General features: G+C 62.1%; 16 protein-coding genes. 7 read left to right on the top strand and 9 right to left on the bottom strand.

All coding sequences use genetic code 11. The annotated features are described in order from the left end of the window. Window positions 1-11: 11 nt before the first annotated feature. The 3 genes from HMPREF2698_RS02535 to paaZ form a co-directional block, all read right to left on the bottom strand. Window positions 12-1295: a hypothetical protein gene (locus tag HMPREF2698_RS02535; protein WP_070561867.1), complete on the bottom strand. Its 1284-nt coding sequence runs from the start codon at window positions 1293-1295 to the stop codon at window positions 12-14. Window positions 1296-1322: 27 nt separating this feature from the next. After that, window positions 1323-3023, bottom strand: coding sequence for an FAD-binding dehydrogenase (locus HMPREF2698_RS02530; RefSeq protein WP_070561865.1), 1701 nt, complete (start codon window positions 3021-3023; stop codon window positions 1323-1325). Between the two features lie 76 nt (window positions 3024-3099). Further along, entirely contained in the window at window positions 3100-5160 is a 2061-nt protein-coding gene (gene paaZ / locus HMPREF2698_RS02525; RefSeq protein WP_070561863.1) for a phenylacetic acid degradation bifunctional protein PaaZ, read from the bottom strand. Window positions 5161-5262: 102 nt separating this feature from the next. Between paaZ and HMPREF2698_RS02520 the strand changes: the two genes are divergently transcribed. The 7 genes from HMPREF2698_RS02520 to HMPREF2698_RS02490 all read left to right on the top strand — a co-directional run bounded on the left by HMPREF2698_RS02520 (window position 5263) and on the right by HMPREF2698_RS02490 (window position 13759). Beyond that, window positions 5263-5673 carry a PaaI family thioesterase gene (locus HMPREF2698_RS02520; protein ID WP_070510093.1) on the top strand — a complete coding sequence of 137 codons (411 nt, stop codon included), beginning with the start codon at window positions 5263-5265 and terminating at the stop codon, window positions 5671-5673. Between the two features lie 276 nt (window positions 5674-5949). Further along, on the top strand, window positions 5950-6045 hold the full coding sequence (kdpF, locus tag HMPREF2698_RS02515) for a K(+)-transporting ATPase subunit F (RefSeq protein WP_039672809.1): 96 nt from the start codon (window positions 5950-5952) through the stop codon (window positions 6043-6045). Beyond that, the gene (gene kdpA, locus HMPREF2698_RS02510; RefSeq protein WP_371325925.1) at window positions 6045-7757 is read left to right on the top strand and encodes a potassium-transporting ATPase subunit KdpA; all 1713 of its coding nucleotides are present in this window, start codon (window positions 6045-6047) and stop codon (window positions 7755-7757) included. The genes kdpF and kdpA overlap by 1 nt, the downstream gene beginning before the upstream one ends. After that, window positions 7754-9823, top strand: a complete 2070-nt coding sequence (kdpB, locus tag HMPREF2698_RS02505) for a potassium-transporting ATPase subunit KdpB (protein ID WP_070561859.1) — start codon at window positions 7754-7756, stop codon at window positions 9821-9823. The genes kdpA and kdpB overlap by 4 nt, the downstream gene beginning before the upstream one ends. A gap of 29 nt (window positions 9824-9852) precedes the next feature. Beyond that, window positions 9853-10404 (top strand): potassium-transporting ATPase subunit C, encoded by a 552-nt coding sequence (locus HMPREF2698_RS02500; RefSeq protein ID WP_070561857.1) that lies wholly within the window; start codon window positions 9853-9855, stop codon window positions 10402-10404. A gap of 23 nt (window positions 10405-10427) precedes the next feature. After that, entirely contained in the window at window positions 10428-13025 is a 2598-nt protein-coding gene (locus HMPREF2698_RS02495) for an ATP-binding protein (RefSeq protein WP_070561855.1), read from the top strand. Beyond that, entirely contained in the window at window positions 13022-13759 is a 738-nt protein-coding gene (locus HMPREF2698_RS02490; RefSeq protein WP_070561854.1) for a response regulator, read from the top strand. The genes HMPREF2698_RS02495 and HMPREF2698_RS02490 overlap by 4 nt, the downstream gene beginning before the upstream one ends. Here the strand turns inward: HMPREF2698_RS02490 and HMPREF2698_RS02485 are convergent. The 6 genes from HMPREF2698_RS02485 to paaD are packed head-to-tail and all read right to left on the bottom strand — an operon-like array spanning window position 13747 to window position 19135. Continuing rightward, window positions 13747-14598 carry a 3-hydroxyacyl-CoA dehydrogenase family protein gene (locus HMPREF2698_RS02485; protein ID WP_070561852.1) on the bottom strand — a complete coding sequence of 284 codons (852 nt, stop codon included), beginning with the start codon at window positions 14596-14598 and terminating at the stop codon, window positions 13747-13749. The two genes, HMPREF2698_RS02490 and HMPREF2698_RS02485, sit on opposite strands and share 13 nt — an antisense overlap. Window positions 14599-14626: 28 nt before the next feature. Continuing rightward, window positions 14627-15394 carry an enoyl-CoA hydratase/isomerase family protein gene (locus tag HMPREF2698_RS02480; RefSeq protein ID WP_070561850.1) on the bottom strand — a complete coding sequence of 256 codons (768 nt, stop codon included), beginning with the start codon at window positions 15392-15394 and terminating at the stop codon, window positions 14627-14629. Next, window positions 15395-16591 (bottom strand): thiolase family protein, encoded by a 1197-nt coding sequence (locus HMPREF2698_RS02475; RefSeq protein WP_070561848.1) that lies wholly within the window; start codon window positions 16589-16591, stop codon window positions 15395-15397. 56 nt (window positions 16592-16647) lie between these two features. Then, window positions 16648-17424 carry an enoyl-CoA hydratase/isomerase family protein gene (locus tag HMPREF2698_RS02470; RefSeq protein ID WP_070561846.1) on the bottom strand — a complete coding sequence of 259 codons (777 nt, stop codon included), beginning with the start codon at window positions 17422-17424 and terminating at the stop codon, window positions 16648-16650. An 11-nt stretch (window positions 17425-17435) separates the two neighbouring features. Next, entirely contained in the window at window positions 17436-18596 is a 1161-nt protein-coding gene (paaE, locus tag HMPREF2698_RS02465) for a 1,2-phenylacetyl-CoA epoxidase subunit PaaE (RefSeq protein ID WP_070561844.1), read from the bottom strand. Beyond that, window positions 18596-19135, bottom strand: a complete 540-nt coding sequence (paaD, locus tag HMPREF2698_RS02460; RefSeq protein WP_070561842.1) for a 1,2-phenylacetyl-CoA epoxidase subunit PaaD — start codon at window positions 19133-19135, stop codon at window positions 18596-18598. The genes paaE and paaD overlap by 1 nt, the downstream gene beginning before the upstream one ends. Between the last annotated feature and the right edge of the window lie 14 nt (window positions 19136-19149).

Below are 19149 nucleotides of genomic sequence, written 5' to 3'. Positions count from 1 at the left end.
GCGGCTTGGAGCTAATCCAGCTCTTGGTTCAGCTCCTCGCGCACCTTGGTGATGATCGCGCCGAGGAAGCCCTCGCAGCCATCGGTAATCATGGGAAACGTGGAATCATCCTCAAGGACGCCCAGCGTGAACAGCAGGTCGCGGGTGATGGCGTGCGTGTAGTCGTATTCCGGGTTGAACTCCCACTCGCCGCGGAATAAATGGACTAGTTCGAAGGACAGTTGAGGAATGCCCTCCGGTTCGGCGTAGGCATAGGGGATGTTGTTCAGGACGACCTGCGTTGCCCAGAGCGGATCGCTCATGGCCTTGCGGCCATATTTGGTGAGCTTGATATCCGTCGTCGTGGTCTTGATCCAATCCAAGTCCGTCAAGAAACCCCGCAAGTTCAGCAACGGCTGGTGGTAGTCCTCGCGCTTGACCTCATCAAAATCATTGGGGCTATTCAGTCCCTCCTTGAGGCGCGCGACGGCCGCCTGCTTGAGGTAGCCGGCCCCGGTGAGACGCGGAAATTCCTCGATGACCTCGAGGTATTCGCGTATGCGCTGGCCTACGTGGGCGGCGGTGGCGTCGTCAAGCGCCGGCAGCTCATAGTCGGGGCGCAGCTCCGGGTAGGCCTCGTGGATGTCCGCGCGCCATTGCTCCAGCAGCTCCGGGGAGGGCACGGGGATGTCTTCGAAGGGGGTGGAGCGGAAGGGATCGAGCGGGAGATCCCCAGGCAGCGCGGGCTTGGTGCCGCCCTCGAGGTTGGCGGCCTCCGTGCCCATGGTGGCCAGGCGCTGCGCCACTGCTGGCGGGAAGAACGTGGTGAGGCGTTGGTGGATTTGGTCCAGTGTGTAGTTGGGGAAGAGCGCGAAGATGCGCTCCATACTATCCGTGGGCACGGCCATGTAGGCCATGGTGGCCTGGACGTCGAGGACCACCTTGAACATCGCCTCGGCACTTCCGAGCTCACTCATGAGATCGGGACCCTCACCGGCGATAAGCGCGGGAAGGCCCATGACGACGCGCGAGCTATCGGCCACGCTGATGCTGATATTCCATGCGCCGTCCGAGGGGTGGTAGTGCGCTACCTCCCGGAAAGTCTCGAAAAAGTCCTGGTCAATGATGCTGAGGACGTCGATTGGCGTATCGTCCCCACCGACGAGGATTCCCGGATGAGAGGGCTCGAGGCCGAGTGCGGCGTGGACGATGATCATCATCTCGCCCACGGTGAGTTCCGCGGGGGCGGCGACGAAGCGGGACGTGGTGAAGAAGGGATTCTCCACGTCGATGCGGACGTTCCTAGCGAGGTTCATAGTGACCGACAGTATTAGAAAACCGTGCTAGCCGCGCGCCAACGCTTCGCCCACGCGCTTGCCCGAGTGGATGCATCCGCCGAGGAAGGTGCCTTCCAGCGCATTCTTGCCGTGCATGCCGCCACCGCCGAAACCGGAGGCCTCACCGCAGGCGTAAAGGCCGGGGAGTACCGTGCCGTCGGGGTTGAGGCACTGGCCATCGAGGTTGGTCTCCAGGCCACCCAGCGTCTTTCGGGTCAGGAATTTCAAACGCACCGCGATGAGCGGGCCCTTGGATTCATCGAGGATGCGGTGCGGGGGAGCCACGCGGATGAGCTTGTCACCCAAGAAGCCGCGGGCCACGCGCAGGTAGTTGACTTGGGTGTCCTTGCTGAAGGGATTATCAAGCTGAGAATCGCGGTCTTCCAGGACTTTTCGAAGTTGGGCCACATCAATGGTGGGGGAGCCCTCCGGAGAGATGTCGTTCATTCCGGCGACGAGATCCTCCAGGTTGTCTTTTACGACCCAGTCGATACCGTTGTCCATGAAGGCCTTGACGGCCACGTGCGTGCCGGGGCCCAGCTTGCCGGCGAGCTTCTTGAATTCCTTATCCGTCAGATCCGGGTTCTGCTCCGAGCCGGAGAAGATGAATTCCTTGTCCACGATGGCCTTGTTGAGCACGAACCAGGAATAGCCGTGGCCGGTCTGGCCAATGTGGGCGAGTGCGGCCAGGTTATCGGTGCCGGGGAAGAGGGTGGTGGGCAGGCGGTTTCCTTCGGCGTCGAGCCACAGCGCCGAGGGCCCAGGGATGATGCGGATGCCGTGGCCGGGCCAAATGGAGTTCCAGTTGGTCATGCCCTCGGTGTAGGCCCACATGCGGTCGGTGTTGACCACGGAGGCGCCGGCCTGTTGGGCGATGTCGATGCCGCGGCCGTCGACATGCGCGGGAACACCCGTGACCAGTTCCTTCGGGCATTCGCCCCAACGCTCAGTGGGCCACATCTTGCGTACCTTCTCCAGGTTGCCGCCGATGCCGCCGGTGGCGATGACCACGGCGGAGCCGCGCAGCTCGAAGTGCTTGACGACGTCCCTCGGGCTCGCCTCACCACGCGCCTGGCTGGTGGGGGAGAGGACGCTGCCGCGCACGCCGACGACGCGGGGGCTACCAGTGTCGTCGTTGTCGACGACGAGCTCGTCCACCCTGTGGCGGAAGTGGAATTCTACTTGGCCCTTTTCTTCTGCTTTAAGGAGCGGTTCGCGGAAGACGCGCACGACCTCTGGGCCCGTGCCCCAGGTGAGGTGGAAGCGCGGCACGGAGTTGCCGTGGCCGGAGGCATCCCCGGAGCCGCGCTCGGCCCAGCCGATGGTGGGTAGGACGTTGAGGCCCAAGGACTTGAGGTAGTCGCGCTTTTTATTGGCGGCGAAGCGTACGTATTCGCGGCCCCATTTCTCGCCCCAGTAGTCGTGCCGGTCATCCTCGGTCACCGGGTCATAGTCGGCGGAGTTGGCCCAGTCGCGCCAGGCCAACTCTTCGGAGTCCTTGACACGCATCATGGATTGCTCGGGGGAGTCGACATAGAACAGCCCGCCGAGTGACCAGAAGGCCTGGCCGCCGAGGTTATTGCGGTTTTCCTGCTCCAGGAAGATGACGTGCTTGCCGCCCCTGAGGGCCTCGTAGCCGGCGACCATGCCGGCGAGGCCGCTGCCGACGATGATGACGGAGCCAGTGACCGAGTTAGTTTCTTTCATGACAGTAATGATAAAAGAAACTCGCCCCGATTGTGTGACTTGGCTCGCAGCTTCGGTTTTGAGCCGAGAGCGTGCCCTAGGCGTAGGTCGTGTTGACCTTCTCCACGAGGGTGAGCACGTCATAGGTCGCGACAATCTCGTCCTCCTGGTTGTAGAGGACGGCGTCCCAGCACACCTCGCCGTAGTCATCGGTCACGCGCGGGGTGATGCGCTTGGCGGTCAGCTCAACGCGGATGGAATCGTCATAGGTCACCGGCGTGATGAAACGCAGGTTTTCCAAGCCGTAGTTGGCCAGGACCGGGCCCGGTGCCGGCTCCACGAAGAGACCTGCGGCCCAGGAAACCAGCAGGTAGCCGTGTGCCACGCGGCGCGGGAAGAAAGGATTGGCGGTGGCGGCCTCCTCATCCGTGTGGGCGTAGAAGGTATCGCCGGTCTTCTCTGCGAACTCGAGGATCTCTTCGAGGGAGACGTGGCGCAGATCAGAGGCGAACTGGTCACCGATCTGCAGTGTTGCCAGGTCCTTGCGGAAGGGGTGGGTGCCCTGGCCACTGTCGACGTCCGCGCGGGTGACGCGCTGCACGGCGGCGCCGCGGTGCCACTGGCCGGTGATGGCGGTGAGGTGATCCGGGGTTCCCTGAACTGCGGTGCGCTGCATGTAATGCAGGATGCCGCGCACACCACCCAGCTCCTCGCCGCCACCGGCGCGGCCCGGCCCGCCGTGCACGAGGTGCGGAAGGGGAGAGCCGTGGCCGGTGGAGGTCTTCGCATCATCGCGGTCGAGGAAGTGCAGGCGGCCGTGGTGGGCGGCGATGCCGAGGGCATATTCGCGGGCGAGCTGGGGATCGTGCGTAATAACGGAGGCGACCAATGAGCCGGAGCCCAGGGCGGCGAGCTCGACAGCCTCGGCGGGGGAGTCGTAGCCCAGGAAGGAGACGACGGGGCCGAAGGCCTCGGTGTCGTGGACGGCCTGGGCACGGTTATCGGCAAAGCGCAGGATAGTGGGGTTAAAGAAGGCGCCCTCGGCCTCCTCTCCGCCGTAGGCAACCTCACCGCCGCCTGCCTTGAGCTTCTCGACGGCCTCCGCGACGTCCGCCTTCTGATCCGCGGAGACCAGCGGGCCCATGGTGGCGGAGGCATCACGCGGATCGCCCACGACGACCTTGTCGCGCAGGCGTGCGCTGAGGGCTTCGATGGTGGCGTCGACAAGCGCATGCGGGACGATGGCGCGGCGGATGGCTGTACACTTCTGGCCCGCCTTCGAGGTCATCTCGCCGAAGACCGCCTTGACGAAGGCATCGAATTCCGGGGAATCCGCGGTAACATCTGCGCCGAGGATGGCGGCATTGAGGGAGTCCGCCTCCGCGCTGAACTGGATGCCACCCTCGATGACGTTGCGGTGTGCGCGCAGGGTATTCGCGGTGTCGGCGGAGCCGGTGAAGGCCACGTGATCGCGGTAATCCAGGTGATCTAGCAGGTCGCGGGCGGAGCCGGAGATGAGCTGCAGGCTGCCCTCCGGAAGAATTCCGGAATCGATCATGAGGCGCACGCAGGCTGCGGTGATGTAGCCGGTGGGCGTAGCGGGCTTAACAATGGAAGGCACGCCCGCGATGAAAGCCGGGGCGAACTTTTCCAGCATGCCCCAGACGGGGAAGTTGAAGGCGTTGATCTGCACCGCGACGCCGGGGATGGAGGTGTAGATGTGGCGGCCAATGAAGGAGCCGTCCTTGGAAAAGACCTCCGCCTCACCATCCGGCATGACGGTGCAGTTGGGCATCTCGCGGCGGCCCTTCGAGGAGAAGGTGAACATGGTGGAAATGCCGCCGTCGATATCGACGAAATTATCGCGCTTGTTAGCGCCGGCCTTGTTGGCCAGTTCGTAGAGCTCTTCGCGATGATCTTGGAGATAGATCGCCAGCTCCTTGAGCTTGAGGGCGCGCTCGTGGAAGGTGAGCTTCTGTAGCCCTTCGCGCCCGGTGCTGCGGGCGTAATCGATGGCGCCGGCGATGTCGAGGCCTTCGGCGCTAACTAGGGCGACGACATCCCCGGTGGAGGCGTCGTGCACGTCCGCAACGCGCGAAGGGTTGTCCGGGGTGAGCCACTGGCCGGAGAGATAGCTGGGGACGAGGGCTTCAGTCATAGCGAAAAGTTTGGCCTTTCCATTAGTTTCCGAACGGTTGGTCAGTAAATACAGGCTAGTATAGTCTGCGTCACATTTCTAGGATTAAGTAAGGAGCACGGCATGGCCGCAGAGGTATGGAAGATTCAGTTGGGTGAGCTGGACAAGAAGATGGGGGTAGAAATCCTGGAAGAGTCGGCCGAGCGGGTGGTGGCCACCATGCCGGTTGAGGGCAATACCCAATCCTTCGGGCTGCTTCACGGCGGCGCGATGGCCTGTATCGCTGAGGCCGTCGGCAGCTGGGCGGCGGTGATTCACGCCTCGACGCTGGGCAAGGTCGCTGTCGGCGTGGACATCAACGCGACGCACCACGCCTCCGGGCGTTCGGGTCAGGTCACGGCGACGGCCACCGCTATCAAGCTGGGCAAGACGCTGTGCTCCCACGAGATCGTCATTACAGATGACGAGGGGAGGAGACTGTGCACGGCGCGCATCACGAATGCGTTGATTTCCCCTAAAGCGGAAGGGAAGTAAGGGAGTCCGTAAATAAAGCGTAAAAATCGGGGTCAAGGGGTGTAAAGATGCCGCAAATAACCCGTAGGTCTAGGGGGGAGCGGGCCTAACGTCAATGCTCGGCAGGTGCTCACCAGCACCGGCGCTCGATGCTCTGGGGCACCGGGCACACCTTGTATTGCTTTCACCCAAGGGGGTCTCTCCCACATGTTGGACATTCTGGTCATCGTGATCGTGGTCCTTACATTTAGCGCTCCCTCCGCCATCAACGAGTTTATGGACGGAGACGCGTAAATCATGAACACCATCACAGCGGTTATCGGGCTCATTATTGTTGTCGCGCTCGTGGCCTATCTCATCATTTCTCTTATTGACCCGGAGCGTTTCGCATGATCGCCAGCATTGTGGCGGTAGCACCGCAGTACCTCGCCCTCTTTGCCCTTCTAGCGGCGGCTTATGTGCCGCTTGGTAACTGGATGGCTCGTACCTATACCTCTGAAAAAGACTGGGCTGTCGAGCGCCTCATATACAGAATTTTGCGGGTTGACCCCAACCGGGGCCATAACGCCAAGAACTACACTCGTGCGCTGCTGGGCTTCAGCCTGGCCTCCGTCTTGGTTCTTTACGCAGTGCAGCGGCTCCAAGCAGTGCTGCCAAGCTTTGGCAACGCCCGCGAAGACGCAGTGGAGCCGTGGATGGCCTTCAACACTGCGGCCTCCTTTACTTCCAACACCAACTGGCAGTCCTATTCCGGCGAAGACACCCTGACCAATGCTTCGCAGATGCTGGGCCTGACCGTACAAAACTTTGCCTCGGCTGCTGTGGGCATGTGCGTGGCTGTTGCGTTGATCCGTGGCATCGGCCACCTGGGTTACCAGCGCGACGTGGCGGCAACGCAGGATGGCCAGAAGCTCATAGGTAACTTCTGGGTGGACCTCACCCGTGGTCTGGTTCGCATCCTGCTTCCCCTGTCACTCATTATCTCCACCGTGCTCATCCTTGGCGGAACCATGCAAACCTTTGGATCCAACCTGGTCACTGACTCTGGCGTGGATATCTCCCGTGCTCCTGTGGCCAGCCAAGAAGCTATTAAGCTGCTGGGCACCAACGGTGGTGGCATCTTCGGAGCTAACTCGGCGCACCCGTTTGAGAATCCAACGGGCTTTACCAACCTGGTGGAGATCTTCTCCCTGCTCGTCATCTCTTTCTGCATGATTCGCACGTACGGCGTGATGCTTAAATCGCAGAAGCACGCGTGGACGCTGCTCGGCGTTGCCGGTGGTCTGTGGACCGTGATGGTTGTCCTAGTGACCTGGGCACAGCACACCCTCGTCGGCGGTGCTTCCCAGTTGGCAGGCGCCAACATGGAAGGTATCGAACAGCGCCTTGGCATTGACGCTTCGGCATTGTTCGCCGTGTCCACCACGGGTACCTCGACGGGTGCGGTGGACTCCATGCACGATAGCTATTCCCCGCTGGGCGGCGGCTTGCTCATCCTCAACATGCTGCTGGGTGAGATCGCTCCAGGCGGTGTGGGCACTGGCCTCTATGGCCTCTTGATTGTGGCCATCCTAGCAGTGTTCATCGGTGGTCTCCTGGTAGGCCGCACACCGGAGTTTATGGGCAACAAGATTGGACGCAAGGAAATTTCGGCAGTCAGCCTCTACATCCTCACCATGCCGGTTCTAGTCCTCGTGGGCGTCGGAGCCTCCGTGGCGCAGCGCAAGCTTGTCGAGCTATCTGCAACCAACTTCGGCGCGCCGGGCACAGCGGACAATGCGCACGGCCTCTCTGAAGTGCTTTACGCGTTTACCTCCGCGGCCAACAACAATGGCTCGGCTTTTGCAGGTCTCACGGTGACTGAGCCCTGGTGGCAGATCACGTTGGGCTTGGCCATGCTGTTGGGCCGCTTCTTGCCCATCGTCTTCGCCCTATACCTAGCCGGAAGCCTGGCAGGGCAGAAGCGCCAGGCCACCACTGCCGGCAGCTTGCCCACGTCCGGCGTCACCTTCTCCCTGTTGACCATCGGCGTCATCCTGCTGGTCGCAGCACTCACCTTCTTCCCCGTCCTCACCCTGGGTCCCATTTCGGAGGCACTATCATGACAACCCCTACCATGACCGCTGAGCAGGTCAAGGCTCCTCGCACAAAGACTGCGGACAAAAACAGCGGTCTTGCCGCTGCGGCGCTGAAGGCGCTGCCGAGCAAAATGTCCCCGCTTGCCCAAGCACGCAACCCCGTGATGTTCGTCGTGTGGGTCGGCGCCGCACTGACTACGGTGTGGTCCATCATCAACCCCAGCTTCTATGGATGGGTCGTGACTATATGGCTGTGGTTCACTATCGCCTTCGCGGCCTTTGCGGAGGCTTATGCCGAAGGCCGCGGAAAGGCCCAGGCCGACAGCCTGCGCTCTGTGCGTGATGATGCCACTGCCAACCTAATAACGGACTCCGGCATTGAGGTGGTCCCTGCGTCTGAGCTCACGAGAGGCTCTATCGTGCGAGTGGAAGCCGGGGAGACCATCCCGGGTGACGGTGACGTCATCGAAGGTGCCGCTACCGTCGACGAGTCTGCTATCACGGGTGAATCGGCTCCCGTCGTCCGCGAGGCCGGCGGTGACCGCTGCGCCGTGACTGGCGGCACCGTGGTGCTCTCTGACTCCATCAAGGTCAAGATCACCTCTGAACCGGGTTCCACTTTTGTGGACACGATGATTGCTCTGGTGGAAGGAGCCGAGCGCCGCAAGACTCCGAATGAGATTGCGCTGAGCATCCTTCTTTCCACGCTGACTATCCTCTTCCTCATCGCCGTGACGGCTTTGGCTCCCATGGGTTTGTTCACCGGCGCTGAGTTGTCCCCGCTGTCCCTCGTCGCGCTGCTGGTATGCCTCATCCCGACGACCATCGCCGCACTGTTATCCGCCGTGGGTATCGCCGGCATGAACCGCCTCGTTCGCCACAACGTTCTGGCCACTTCCGGCCGTGCGGTGGAAGCAGCCGGTGACGTCGCCACGCTTCTTATGGATAAGACCGGCACCATCACGTACGGCAACCGCCAGGCCACGGGCCTGATCGTGGCTTCGGGTGTGAACGAACGTGAAGCTGCAGAGTTTGCACGCATTTCTTCCCTGGCGGATGAAACCCCGGAGGGCCGCTCCATCGTCTCCTGGTTGACGGAGAACTACTCTCTGTCTAGCGAGGGCGACGCGGAAGCTCGGAAGGCTGAAGTCATCCCGTTCAGCGCTTCTACCAGGATGTCTGGTCTCGACCTGGCTAACAGAAAGCTGCGCAAGGGCGCGGGCGACGCCGTGCGAAAGTGGGTAACTGAGGCAGGCGGCGCGTGGCCGCAAGAGATCGAGGATTCAGTAACCCAGATTGCGCAAGACGGCGGTACCCCGCTGCCAGTTGCCGTGGAAGAATCCGATGGCAGCCGCAAGGTGATCGCGGTGGTGCAGCTGAGTGACGTCGTCAAGCCCGGCATGGCCGAGCGTTTCGCCGAGCTGCGCCAGATGGGTATCAAAACCATCATGGTCACCGGCGACAACCCGCTGACCGCCGCGGCCATTGCTAAGGAAGCCGGTGTCGATGACTACATCGCCGAGGCCACCCCGGAAGATAAGCTCGCCCGCATCCGCGAAGAGCAGGCGCAAGGCCGCATGGTGGCCATGACCGGTGACGGCACCAACGACGCCCCGGCCCTGGCGCAGGCGGATGTGGGAGTAGCCATGAACACTGGTACCTCCGCGGCGAAGGAAGCCGCCAACATGGTGGACCTGGACTCTGATCCGACGAAGCTTATCGACGTCGTTCGCATTGGTAAGCAGCTGCTGATCACCCGTGGTGCGTTGACCACCTTCTCCTTGGCCAACGATTTGGCAAAGTACTTCGCCATCCTGCCGGCGCTCTTCTCCGCGCAGTTGCCGCACTTGGAACGCCTCAACATCATGCACCTGCATTCGCCTGAGTCCGCCATCGTGTCTGCGGTGATCTTTAACGCGCTCATCATCGTCGCGCTCATCCCCTTGGCGCTCAAGGGCGTGTCGTATAAGCCAGCCTCCGCGTCCTCCCTTCTGCGCCGCAACCTCGGTATTTGGGGACTAGGCGGCGTGATTACCCCGTTCATTGGCATCTGGCTCATTGACCAGGTCGTCTCCCTCCTCCCAGGCCTCTAAAGAGAACCTGCAAAGAAAAAGGAAGAACAATGCGTGTTTATCTGCGTAACCTCATTGCCGGTTTTGTCGCCGTGCTGCTCTGCGTCGTAGCACTCGGCATGGTCTATCCGGCGGCTGTGTGGGCCATTTCCCGCATCACACCGCAGTCCGCCGACGGCAATCTCATCTACCAAGGAGAGTGCCTCGTGGGCTCTACCCAAATCCAAGACGGGGTGAGCGAGGGCCCCTACTTCTTCCCTCGCGCCGAGGGAATGAGTAACTACGGTACGAGCAGCACGGAGCTGGAGAAGAACATCCAGGAACGCCGCGCCGCTATTGCCCAGCGGGAAGGCGTAAGCGAAGACCGTGTGCCTGCCGACGCCGTCACGGGCTCCGGTTCCGGAGTGGATTCCGGTATCAGCCCCGTGTACGCCGAGCTGCAAGCTCCGCGTGTGGCTCGGGAGCAGGGCATCAGCGTGGAAGAGATGGAAAAGCTCATCGCCGAGAACACGGAGCATGCCAGCCTCGGGTTTCTAGGCGAAGACACGGTCAATGTGACAACTCTCAATATGTCGTTGCCCACGCCTACTCCCTGTTCATAAAGATCAGCTCATAAGATGAAGCAATGTTGACCGAAGCAACTGCGCCGTCCTCGCGCACCAAACGCGGCACCTTGAAGATTTTGTTGGGCGCCGCTCCTGGCGCGGGCAAAACCTGCGCCATGCTTAGTGAGGCGCACACGCTGATTAACCAAGGCCGTGACGTTGTCGTCGGCATTGTGGAAGACCACGGTCGCGCATATACGAAAGCCTTGTGCGAGGGTTTGGAGATCATTCCGCGACGCACCGTTGACGGTCTGTCCGCCGGGGAGTTGGATACCTTTGCGGTCATCACGCGGAAACCTGACATTGTCCTTGTCGATGAGTTTGCCCACTCCAATCCTCGCGACGAAGAGCACGAGAAGCGCTGGGAAGACATCGAAGAGATTCTGGATGCCGGAATCGACGTCATCTCGACTCTCAATATCCAGCATCTGGAGAGCCTCAACGATGTTGTTAAGCAGATTACTGGCATCGCACCGCAGGAAACCGTGCCGGATGAGGTAGTGCGTGCTGCGAATGAAATCGAGTTGGTCGACGTCTCCCCGCAGCTTCTGCGCACCCGGCTTAGCGACGGACACGTGTACCGCGAAGCACGCATCGAACCTGCACTCAACAACTACTTCCGCGTGGGAAACCTCACCGCGTTGCGCGAGTTGGCACTGCTCTGGCTGGCAGATCAGGTTGATGAAGCACTCATTACGTATCGCTCGGATCAAAAAATCACCGATACGTGGGAAGCACGTGAGCGGGTAGTTGTGGCCATCCAAAACGTTGCCCATGCTGAGACCCTGATCCGGCGCGGGCGGCGCATCGCGACGAAATCTTCGGCGGAACTGCATGTGGTCCACGTCGTTTTTGGTGATTCCTTCACGTCGCGTTCCTTTTCGGTGGCGGGATCGGCGCAACAACTTGCCCGGCTGCAGACCCTGGCCCACGATGTGGGTGCGCGGCTGCACCAGGTTACTGGGGACTCCGTGCCGGAAGCTCTGCTCAACTTTGCGCGAAGCGTCAACGCTACCCAGCTTGTTGTCGGGGTGTCGCCGCGGCGGCGTTTCGGCGTGCACTGGCACAGCACGGTAGCAGAGACAGTACTGCGCGAATCCGGCTCGATTGACTGCCACCTTGTCAATCTTCCCCCGGAAAAGCCGCTTCCGCTCACACGTATGCTGCATCCTTTCCGGCCCTTCCCGCAGCGTGCAATCGCGTGGCTTAGTTCAGCGTTGGCCTTCGTCGGACTCACTGCGTTGTTAGTGCAGGCTGACGGCCAGGACTTGGGAACAGGTACCTGTTCTGCGTTCTACTTTGCACTCATTCTGCTTGTCAGTTTGGTGGGTGGCCTGTGGCCGGCCGTGGTGGTGGCGGTGGCTTCCGGTTTGGCGGTCAATTGGTTTTTCACCGAGCCAATCCATACCTTCGACATCGCCGATCCCGCTAACGCTGTCATCGCCGTGGTCATGGTGGCTATCGCTCTGGCAGTTGGCATTCTTGTGCGCCGCGCCAAGATTGAGCGGGCGAATGCAGCTGTGGCTGCGCGTGATGCTGAGCTGCTTACGGTGTTTTCCCGTGCCGCGTTGAATCGCCGTGCAGATTCTTCCCCGAAAGATGCCGTGATGCGCAAGGTGGGGGAGGCATTCAATTGTCGTCGAGCGGAGCTGTTGGATGACAACGGTGACGTCCTTGCCACCTGGCGCGCAGTTAGCCCCGAGCGCACTTCGAAGCACCTTCATATTCCCGAGAAAGTGCGCCATGAACAGACAGTGGACACCGTTGTGGCGAGCGAAGATGGGACGGTTCAGCTTCGTCTTGCGGGCCCGACTCTGTCTGCCCGGGATCGTGGCCTTGTCACCGTGGTCGCGGGCTACCTCGCGGGTATTGTTCGCCGCGAAAAGCTTTCTGCTGAGGCCGCGCGCGCTGATGCGATAGCCGCTGCAGACGAGCTGCGACGAGCACTGCTGTCGAGTGTGAGCCACGATTTGCGTACTCCGTTGGCAACGGCCAAGTTGGCGGTGTCGTCATTGCGTAATGCCGACATTGAATTCACTCCCGAGGACCAAGATATGCTTTTGGCAGAAACTGCGGCGAGCATCGAGGAACTCACCGGGTTGGTCACCAATTTGTTGGATTACTCCCGGCTTACCGCTGGAGCAATCACCGCTCGCCACGACGTCGTCGAGGTGGCAGAGGTGGCTCATCGTGCCATCGCTTCCTGCGCCTTTGGGCATTCCCCGGAGCAAATTGGGCGCATCCATCTGGACCCTAGTGTGCGTGGAGTTACGTGCTGCGCGGATGCAGCCCTCATGGAGCGTGTCTTGGCCAATCTCTTTGATAACGCCCTGCGTTATGCGCCGACTGGCCAGGTGACGATGAGTGCTCAGACTATCGCCGAACAGGTGGAACTGATTGTCGGCGATGAAGGACCGGGTATCCCGCCGGAGAAACAGAAGGAACTGTTCCAGGCGTTTCAGCGTTTGGGTGATACCAGCAACGACAACGGAGTGGGCCTTGGCCTTTCTGTTGTTCAAGGCTTTGTGGAGGCCATGGGCGGTAGCATCGAGGTAGCTGCCACCCCGGGCGCAACCTTTATTTTGCGGTTTCCCGTCGCGGGAGGAGAACAAAAATGACGACGAAGAAAACTAGCATCGCCATCGTGGACGATGACCCGCGTCTGCTCAACACACTGAGCATTAATTTCAAGGCTCGGGGCTACGAGGTTCACCCAGCACGTACAGGTGCTGAGGGACTGCAGGTGGTGTCACAGCAGCAGCCAGACGTAGTCATCTTGGACATGGGGTTGCCGGATATGGACGGAACCGTCGTGTTGGAAGGAATCCGCGGATGGTCTGCAGTACCGGTGATCATCTTGACGGCACGTTCTGATCCGCTGTTCAGCGCCGCAGCTCTCGACCGCGGCGCGGACGACTACGTCACCAAGCCCTTCTCTATGGAGGAGCTTCTGGCCCGCGTGCGCGTGGCGCTAAGACATGGTAGCCCGCAGAGTCCAGTGAGACGCACTGAGACCGCTGTGGTACGCGCCGGGGACGTTCTGATCGACGTTCCGCGCCATTCCATCACTAAAGACGGTGAGCCGCTGCACCTGACCCCCACCGAGTGGGGCGTGCTCACCACGTTGCTTCGCGCCCACGGCGGCTTGGTACGCAAAGAGGATCTGCTTTCTGAAATCTGGGGTCCAGGCTTTGAGGGGCAGGGGCACTACCTGCGTATTTACACCTCCCAGTTGCGCCGCAAGCTAGAGGATGACCCAGCTAATCCCGCCTTCCTCCTCACGGAGCCCGGCTTGGGGTACCGCTTCGTGGTGCCAGAGCCGGGCGCGGGAGGGAGTGGCTACTCGGAGTAGTTGTAGAAGCCCTTGCCGGACTTGCGGCCCAGCTCGCCGCGCGCGACCATGTCGCGCATGAGCTGCGGCGGGCTAAAGCGCTCACCCAGCTGGGATTCAAGGTATTCGGCGATGCCGAGGCGCACATCCAGGCCTACGATATCGGTCAGCTCCAGCGGGCCGATGGGGAACTTGTAGCCCAGCACCATGGCGTTGTCGATATCGCGCGGTGAGGCCACGCCTTCCTCCACCATGCGGATAGCCTCAAGCGCGATGGCCACGCCGAGACGAGAGGAAGCGAAGCCAGGGGCATCCTTGACCACTACGGCGGTCTTACCCAGGCCCTCGACCCAGCCCTTGGCGGTGTCCACGAGCGCTTCCGGGGTGGACTCGGCAATAACCACTTCCACCAGCTTGGAGGCCGGGACCGGGTTGAAGAAGTGCAGGCCGATGACGTCGTTGGGGATGCTTTCCGCCAACTGGGATACCGACAGCGAGGAGGTATTGGTGGCGACGACGGCCTGCGGGGCCGCCTCAGCAATATCCCTAAAGGCGGCCACCTTGAGATCCATCGACTCCGGAACTGCTTCAATCACGAGGTCGAAGCCAGCAAAGGCGGAGGCAGTGGTGGACAAGCTGAGACGCTCATCCCAGGATTCGAAGGTTCCTTCCGCGCCGCGGTCGAGGGAGCCGCGGATGGCCTTGTGCACGCGCTCGCGGGCGGCGGCCACGGCGTCATCGTTGATATCCACCACGGTCACGGACGCGCCGGCGGCCAGGAAGGCGTGAGCGATGCCTGCGCCCATACGGCCGCCGCCGAGCACGCCGACCTTGGCAGGAACCTGCAGTACTGAGGACATGAGTTGAATCTCCTTGTGAGTGGAAGGTTTATTTCTTGCGGTCCAGGAAGGCCTGCATCCGCTCAAACTTGGCGGGGGACTCAAAGAGCACAGCCTGGGCGATGTTATCCACCGCTGGGTGCGCAGCATCTGGCATGGCGATGAGCTGCTTGGTCAGGCGTACGGCGAGCGGGTCTTGCTTGGCAATGCGCCCGGCTAGTTCCAGGGCGCCGTCGACAAGCGCATCCGGCTCGTGCAGCTCGCTGACCAGGTGGTTGGCCAGCGCCTCCTCGCCGTTGAGGATGCGTCCAGCCAGCAGAATCTCCTTCGCCAGCGGGGTGCCCACGCACTCCTTGAGGCGCCAGGTAGCACCCGCGGCGGCAGCGATGCCCAATCCGGCCTCGGGCTGCCCAAACTTGGCAAAGGGCGTGGACACGCGGAAGTCGGCCGCCAAGGCCAGCTCGAGACCGCCACCGAGAGCGTAGCCATCTACCGCCGCGATGACGGGGGCAGGCAGTGAGGCGATGCGGTGGAAGATGCCGGAGTTGATGCCGCGGAGGGCGTCCTCGCGACGGCGCTCACGAAGCTGCGCGATGTCCGCCCCGGAGGCGAAGATGCCGCGAGGGCCCTTCGGGGTGTCCACGGTGCAGCCGGTGATGATGAGGATGCGCGGATCGGATTCGAGTTGCGCGCAGAGCTCGTGGAACTCCGTCACCATCTGCTCATCGATGGCGTTGCGTACCTCGGGGCGGTTGAGCTTGGCGATGACAATCTCGTCGTTCTCGCCACGCGTCGAAATCTCAATGGCAGTAGTCATCTACACCCTCTCAATCGCAATCGCGGTGCCCTGGCCCACGCCCACGCACATGGTGGCGATGCCGCGGCGCAGTCCGTCCGTTTCCAGGCGGTTGAGCAGGGTCAACGTGATGCGGGAACCGGAGGACCCCAGCGGGTGGCCCAGCGCGATGGCGCCTCCCCAGGCGTTGACCTTGTCCTCGTCCAAGCCCAGCTCGCGGATGCAGGCCAGTGACTGAGTGGCAAAAGCTTCGTTGAGCTCGACGGCGTCCACGCTGTCGAGCTCCCAGCCGGCGCGCTCCAGCACGTCGCGGGTCGCCGGGATGGGGCCCGTGCCCATGATCTCTGGGCGCACACCGCGCGCGGAGTTGGCCACCACGCGGGCGCGGGCGGTCAGGTTGTGCTTCTTGAGGGCTTCTTCGGAAGCGACAATGACGCAGGAGGCGCCGTCGTTGAGCGAGGAGGCGTTGCCCGCCGTGGTGACATCTCCCAGGGAGGTCACCGGGCGCAGCTTTGCCAGAACCTCCATCGTGGTTCCTGGACGGGGGCCTTCATCGGTATCGACCACGGTGACGTTGCCCTTGCGGTCAGTGACCTCGACGGGCACGATCTCCCGGGCGAATTTGCCGGCTTCGATAGCGGCGAGCGCGCGCTCCTGGGAACGCACAGCGAAGGCATCGGCCTCCTCGCGGCTAATGCCGAAGACGTTGGCTACTTCCTCGGCGGTCTCCGGCATGGAGTAGGTCATTTTCTCCTGCTCCGCGAACTTCGGGTTGGCAAAGCGCCAGCCAATGGAGGTATCAAAAACCTGGCCTGGCTTGGCAAAAGGCTTGCTTGGCTTCTCCATGACCCAGGGAGCGCGGGACATGGATTCGACGCCACCGGCGATGACGATATCTGCTTGGCCGGATTCCACGAGGGCAGTGGCCAGGGCAATCGAGGACATACCTGACGCGCACAGGCGGTTGACCGTAATGCCCGGAACGGTGGCCGGGAACCCAGCGAGCAGCCAGGACATGCGGGCGACGTTGCGGTTCTCCTCACCGGCGCCGTTGGCGTTGCCGATGATGACTTCATCCACTGCGGAGGGGTCTAGGCCAGCCTCCTCCACCGTCTTCTTGATGGCGGTGGCCATGAGGTCATCTGGGCGAACCGAGGACAGTGCGCCGCCGTAGCGGCCCACGGGGGTGCGGAAGCCGGATACCAGGTATGCAGTCATGTGATTCCTTAGCTGTCGTGAGTTAGCTGTTGTGTGTTCTAGGAGGTCTGGAGGTTTTAGCGTCCGTGGAAGACCGGCGGGCGCTTCTCGTTGAAAGCAGCGAAGCCCTCGTAATAGTCCTCGGTATCGCAGAGTTTTCCTTGGGCAACGTTTTCGGCATCGACGCTGGCCCACAGCCCAGTGCCGTTATCGCGGATGTCCTGGACCAGGGTGCGGCTGGTGAGGAAAGCTTGGGTGGCGCCTTGGGCTGCGCGCTTGGCGACGTCCCGAGTGAATCCCAGCAGCTCCTCTGCCGGGACTGCGCGGGAGAAGAGCCCCGCGCGCACTGCCTCCGCGCCGGAGATGAGATCGCCGGTGATGATGAGGTCCATCGCGCGGTGCGTTCCTAGGCGCTCGACGAAGAGGGAGTGCCCGCCCGAATCGAGAGTGGCGCCCAGGTTGGCAAACGGGGAGCCGAACTTGGCGTCTTCGGCGACGTAGACGACGTCACAGGCCAGGGCGAGGCCAAGGCCCACGCCGAGGCAGGGCCCGTGCACGGAGGCGAAGGTGGGCGCGGGGAAGTTATCGATCTTCTTGAGCACCGGGGTAACCACGCCTGCGAGGTATGCGGTGGCGTCGTCTTCGCGCGGGTTGAGTCCCTTGATGTTGCGGCCGGCGCAAAAGCCCTTGCCTTCGCCGCGCAGGATGAGCGCGCGGGGGCTAAGCTGTGCGGCCTCATCGAGCGCGCGGGAGAGCTCGGCGAGGTCTTCTTCCGCGAGAGAATTGACGGCTTTCGGGTTGTTGAGTACGAGCTCAACGACTCCGGCTTCGGCGTCGTGGTGCAGGTCGATCATGTGTGTTACTCCTAGGCGTCAAAGTCGAGGACGATGTTCGGCGTGGTGGGGCGCGACTGGCAGGTCAGGATGTAACCGGCCTTGACCTCATCGGCCTCCAGCGCGTAGTTCTCCGCCATGTCGACCTCACCCTCGACCAGCTTGGCGCGGCAGGTGCCGCACACGCCGCCGGCGCAGGCGAAGGGGACGTCGGAACGCACGCGCAAGGCGGCGTTGAGCAGGGACTCGTTGGCAGAGACCGGGGATTCAACGGAGCCGGAGAGACCATCGAGCTGGAAGTTGATGGTGATGTTATCGCCTTCCGGATCGACCTCCACGTGGCGGCCAGCCTGGTTCTGGTCTCCGGAGGGCTTGCCGGTGGTAAACAGCTCGTAGCGCACGTCCTTCTCACCTACGTCACGGCTGGCCAGCTCGTCGCGGACCAACTGCACCAGCTCGAAGGGGCCGCAGAGGAACCATTCGTCGACAGTGTCCGTGCGCACGACGTTATCCAGTAGAGTCTGGAGTTTTTCAGCATCGATGCGCCCAGAAAACAGCGGATTGACGCGCTGCTCGCGGGAGAGGACGTGGTGTACGGCGAAGCGCGTAGGGAACTTATCCTTGAGGTCACCGATCTCCTCGGCGAACATGACGTCGCCGCCGCCCTTGTTGGCAAAAATGAGCTCGAATGTGGTGTCGGGGGAGGTATGGAGCACGGTCTGTGCGATGGCCATGATCGGCGTGATGCCGGAGCCCGCTGCAATGGCCACGAGGTGCGGGTTCTCTAGCTTCTCCAGCTCTTCGCGCACGGCCTCGGGGTTGTTGAGACCGGTCAGGTGGGTCTTCGAGGTGAACGCGCCCTGCGGGTTCATCACGTCCATGGTGTCGCCGGGCTTCAGGGTGTCGTTGGCCCACGTGGAGAAGACGCCACCGCGGTCACGCTTGATGGCGACGCGCAGGATACCGTCGCGCGGCACATCGCAGATGGAATAGGAGCGGCGGACTTCCTGACCGTCGATAGTCGCCCGCAGGGCAACGTACTGGCCGGGGATGTAGTCATAGTCGTCTTGCAGCTCCGGAGGGATGGCAAAGGAAACCTCCACGGAGTCCTTAGTCAATGCGCGCACGTCGGACACGGTCAGGGTGTTGAACGTGGCCTTCTTCTTTGCGGGGGCAGACGGGGTCGTGGTCATTAGTGCACCTTGAAGTAGTCGAAGGGTTCCAAGCAGTCCTGGCAGTTGTAGAGGGCCTTGCAGGACGTGGAACCGAATTGGGCAAGCTTACGAGTGCGGCGGGAGCCACAGTGGGGGCATTCGATGGTCGGCGGCGGTCCAAGCGTTAGCGGGATGGGACCTTCTGGCGTGGCCCGGGTTTTCCCGGAGGGAGGGGCAATGCCATAGTCCTTGAGGTTTTGCCGGCCGGTCTCCGTCATCCAGTCGGTAGACCACGCGGGCTGGAGCACGAGGTCAACGCGTACCTTGGCGTAGCCGGCATCCGTCAATGCTTTGGTGATGTCCGTCGTGATGTGCTCCATGGCGGGGCATCCGGAATAGGTCGGGGTAATCGTGGCCACCGCGGTGTCGCCTTCGAGGCGAGCACCTCTCAGGATCCCAAGGTCAGCGATGGAAATGACAGGGATTTCCGGATCGGGCACCTCGGCGGCGACGTCCCACACGTGGGCGTCGTCAGGCTGCGTGGGGCGCAGCGGGTGGGATTTGTCTGTGATGGACACGATGAAACCTTGGT

Source organism: Corynebacterium sp. HMSC072A02 (assembly GCF_001810085.1).
Lineage (GTDB): Bacteria > Actinomycetota > Actinomycetes > Mycobacteriales > Mycobacteriaceae > Corynebacterium > Corynebacterium hesseae.
Note: the sequence above shows the minus strand (reverse complement) of the source record. Positions and strands in the feature narration are given on the sequence as shown.

Coding starts and splice junctions, on each gene's coding strand:
- HMPREF2698_RS02535 (WP_070561867.1), bottom strand. CDS start 1,295: ATGAACCTCGCTAGGAACGTCCGCATCGACGTGGAGAATCCCTTCTTC.
- HMPREF2698_RS02530 (WP_070561865.1), bottom strand. CDS start 3,023: ATGAAAGAAACTAACTCGGTCACTGGCTCCGTCATCATCGTCGGCAGC.
- paaZ (WP_070561863.1), bottom strand. CDS start 5,160: ATGACTGAAGCCCTCGTCCCCAGCTATCTCTCCGGCCAGTGGCTCACC.
- HMPREF2698_RS02520 (WP_070510093.1), top strand. CDS start 5,263: ATGGCCGCAGAGGTATGGAAGATTCAGTTGGGTGAGCTGGACAAGAAG.
- kdpF (WP_039672809.1), top strand. CDS start 5,950: ATGAACACCATCACAGCGGTTATCGGGCTCATTATTGTTGTCGCGCTC.
- kdpB (WP_070561859.1), top strand. CDS start 7,754: ATGACAACCCCTACCATGACCGCTGAGCAGGTCAAGGCTCCTCGCACA.
- HMPREF2698_RS02500 (WP_070561857.1), top strand. CDS start 9,853: ATGCGTGTTTATCTGCGTAACCTCATTGCCGGTTTTGTCGCCGTGCTG.
- HMPREF2698_RS02495 (WP_070561855.1), top strand. CDS start 10,428: ATGTTGACCGAAGCAACTGCGCCGTCCTCGCGCACCAAACGCGGCACC.
- HMPREF2698_RS02490 (WP_070561854.1), top strand. CDS start 13,022: ATGACGACGAAGAAAACTAGCATCGCCATCGTGGACGATGACCCGCGT.
- HMPREF2698_RS02485 (WP_070561852.1), bottom strand. CDS start 14,598: ATGTCCTCAGTACTGCAGGTTCCTGCCAAGGTCGGCGTGCTCGGCGGC.
- HMPREF2698_RS02480 (WP_070561850.1), bottom strand. CDS start 15,394: ATGACTACTGCCATTGAGATTTCGACGCGTGGCGAGAACGACGAGATT.
- HMPREF2698_RS02475 (WP_070561848.1), bottom strand. CDS start 16,591: ATGACTGCATACCTGGTATCCGGCTTCCGCACCCCCGTGGGCCGCTAC.
- HMPREF2698_RS02470 (WP_070561846.1), bottom strand. CDS start 17,424: ATGATCGACCTGCACCACGACGCCGAAGCCGGAGTCGTTGAGCTCGTA.
- paaE (WP_070561844.1), bottom strand. CDS start 18,596: ATGACCACGACCCCGTCTGCCCCCGCAAAGAAGAAGGCCACGTTCAAC.